Raw genomic sequence first — 2,628 nt, 5'->3', positions numbered from 1 at the left:
CGTTTCTGGCGCCCCGGGCAGCCCAGGTGCTTTTTGCGGGGACGGTGCTCCTGGTGGCTGTGGGCTGCTGGCAGGCCCTCCACCCGGTGGTCCGGAAGCTGGAATATGCCACGGATAAAAACATCCCTGGCCCCTATCGGATCGTGTTTGTGTCCGACCTTCATTTTGGCGGTCTTTTCGGCACCTCCTATGGGGAAACTCTGGTCCGGAGGATCAATGAGCAAAAGCCGGATCTGGTCCTTCTGGGGGGCGATATGGTGGACGGGGACCTGCCCTTTGTGCTCCAGGAAGGGACCCTGGGCACGTTCCGGAAGCTGCGGAGTACCGACGGGGTCTATGCGGTGTTTGGCAACCATGACAAACGTCTGGGTTCCGGAGCTGTGGAACGGGAATTCCTGGAAGAGGAAGGCGTCCGGTTTGCCGTGGATGAAAACCGGATGGTGAATCCCTGGCTGAACCTGACGGGGATGGACGATTACCTGTTTGGAAACCGGCGGGCGGACTATCATCCGGAACCCGGGAAGTTCAACGTGTTCATGGAACATGAACCCCGAAGGATCCCGGAAGCGGCGGGTAAAGGATACGATCTGTATTTTGCCGGCCATACCCATGCAGGCCAGATGGCTCCCAACCGGCTGATTACTCGGAAAATGTACTTCCTGGATTACGGATCAGAAATGGTGGAGGGGATGTTGACCACAGTCTCCAGTGGCTACGGCCTCTGGGGCGTCCCGGTGAGGACGGGCCCAAAACCGGAAATCGTCGTTATTGACATCAAAAAAGCAGATTGAGCGGCAGGCTCAATCTGCTTTTTTCCTTTGGCCGATGACCGTTGACCGTTGACAGCTGACGGGCGGTGCTGCTTCAAGCAGCACCGCCCCATACATCTCCGCTTTCTTTTCCAGCTTCATGGGATAGGCCCGGGAAGTGGAGGGGAGCCGGGAAAGAAGCAGTTCCCGTCCGTCCAGGGTAATGGGCAGGGTGGTGCCGGTCCGGGGCAGTTTGGGAGGATTTGTGCACTGGCCAAGGAGGATTTCCGTAGCCTTTTCTCCGGTGGTGATCAGATGGCGGCAGTCCGGGATCTGCCGGACCATGGCGGCCAGGGAGGCTTCTTCCACCACATGGAGGAATTTGTCCGAGGCATTGCCTTTCTGCCGCTGGGCCCGGAGCACCGTGGGCCCCAGGGCGATGCCTGTCCGGGTCAGGAAGGCCTTGATGGCTTTCGGGTCAAAGGCTTTTTCCGTCCCTTTCCGGAAATGGTCCGGGTCTTTGAAATATATCATTCCCATGATCCGCCAGATGTCGTTCTGGAAATTGGGATAGTAGAAATCCATGGCCCGCTTTTCCGCTGCCGGGGGAAATGTCCCCAGGATCAGCACTTTGGCTCCCTCCGGCAGGAAAGGTGGAAAAGGATGCTCCTCCACCGGGATCCCCGGCAGGATCTTTCCTGTAAGTTCCATTTGCTCCATAGCAACCTTACTCCTTTATATCATTCAGAACCGGCTGAAAGCCGGCTTCCAACGGCCATTGACAATTGACCATTGACAGTCCTCATTCTTCTTTCAGCAGCTTGAAGCTTTCCTTGTGGTATTCCAGGAGGCCTTCCTTCTGCATCTTGCTCAGTTCGTTGCTGAGGGCACTCCGGTCCACACTCAGATAATCCGCCATCTGCTGCCGGTTGAAGGGGACGGTGATGATCTTCCGCTTCTGCTGGGCTGCCAAAAAGGACAGGTAGGACAGCACTCTCCCCCGGATGGATTTGGAGGAGGTGTGGAGGATCCGCCGGGCCAGGGACAGGTTCTTCCGGGCCAGGATGTGGAGCAGGTTGTCGCTGATCTGCTGGTGCTGGGGACAGCTCCGGGAACAGGTGTGGAACACCTTGGACAGGTCCATCATCAGCACGGTGGTGGGCTCCACCGCCAGCACATTGATCAGCAGGGGTTCGTTTTCCGCACAGGCATAGGCTTCTGCAAACAGCTCCCCGGGGCCCATCTGCCCCAGCAGGTTCCGGTTGCCCCACAGGTCGTCGTTTTCGATGATGACCCTTCCTTTCAGTACCATGCTTACCGTGTGGACCACATCCCCGGCGTAATGGATGTAGGTTCCCTTGTCGTAGGAGCGGACTACACCTCCCAGACAGTGTATCCGGACCTGGATCTCTTCCGGGGGAACATTTTTGAACAAAGCCGTTTTGGCCAGAAATTCCGTATCCATAGTTTTCCTCCGTTGTTTTAACAACATCAAATCTGCCTCCAGTATACGGCCAAAAGGAGAAGATTGCAAGGGGGAAACCTCTTGACGAACCGGGTTTTCTGTGCTAAATTGAAAGCAATTTGATAGACAAACCTGCAATGAAAAGAAGAGTACCCTTTGCAGGCCGGCACAGAGAGCTTCCAGTTGGGTGAAAGGGAGAGCGGCGGAGAAGGGGAACATGGCCTTGGAGCAGATGATTGAACGGCAGTAGGTCATCCGGGGGTGCCCGTTACAGCACTGGAGCATCCGCCTTGCGTGTGCTCGAGAGGCCTGGGCAACCAGGCGAAGCCGGGTGGTACCACGATGCTTTCGTCCCTGCAGGGGCGGAAGCTTTTTTTATTCAGGGTGTGTAAAATATTTTGTGTAAACGCAAAA

The 2,628-nt window shown here is 56.4% G+C and carries 3 protein-coding genes and 1 other annotated feature; of the genes, 1 reads left to right on the top strand and 2 read right to left on the bottom strand.

What is annotated here, in order from left to right; translation table 11 throughout:
- Positions 1-791 (top strand): metallophosphoesterase (locus QVO43_RS04845; protein WP_288174544.1); only part of this gene is annotated, 791 nt, incomplete at its 5' end.
- 9 nt (positions 792-800) lie between these two features.
- Here QVO43_RS04845 and QVO43_RS04840 read toward each other — a convergent pair.
- Together QVO43_RS04840 and QVO43_RS04835 are read right to left on the bottom strand one after the other, a co-directional pair.
- Positions 801-1,469, bottom strand: coding sequence for a uracil-DNA glycosylase family protein (locus QVO43_RS04840; RefSeq protein WP_022487450.1), 669 nt, complete (start codon positions 1,467-1,469; stop codon positions 801-803).
- Between the two features lie 82 nt (positions 1,470-1,551).
- Positions 1,552-2,214 carry a Crp/Fnr family transcriptional regulator gene (locus QVO43_RS04835; protein WP_022487449.1) on the bottom strand — a complete coding sequence of 221 codons (663 nt, stop codon included), beginning with the start codon at positions 2,212-2,214 and terminating at the stop codon, positions 1,552-1,554.
- A gap of 128 nt (positions 2,215-2,342) precedes the next feature.
- Positions 2,343-2,573: a binding site (T-box leader), on the top strand.
- The last annotated feature ends 55 nt before the right edge of the window (positions 2,574-2,628 follow it).

Origin of the sequence: Acidaminococcus sp. CAG:542 (genome assembly GCF_000437815.1) — a bacterium.
Classification (GTDB): domain Bacteria; phylum Bacillota; class Negativicutes; order Acidaminococcales; family Acidaminococcaceae; genus Acidaminococcus.
Note: the sequence above shows the minus strand (reverse complement) of the source record. Positions and strands in the feature narration are given on the sequence as shown.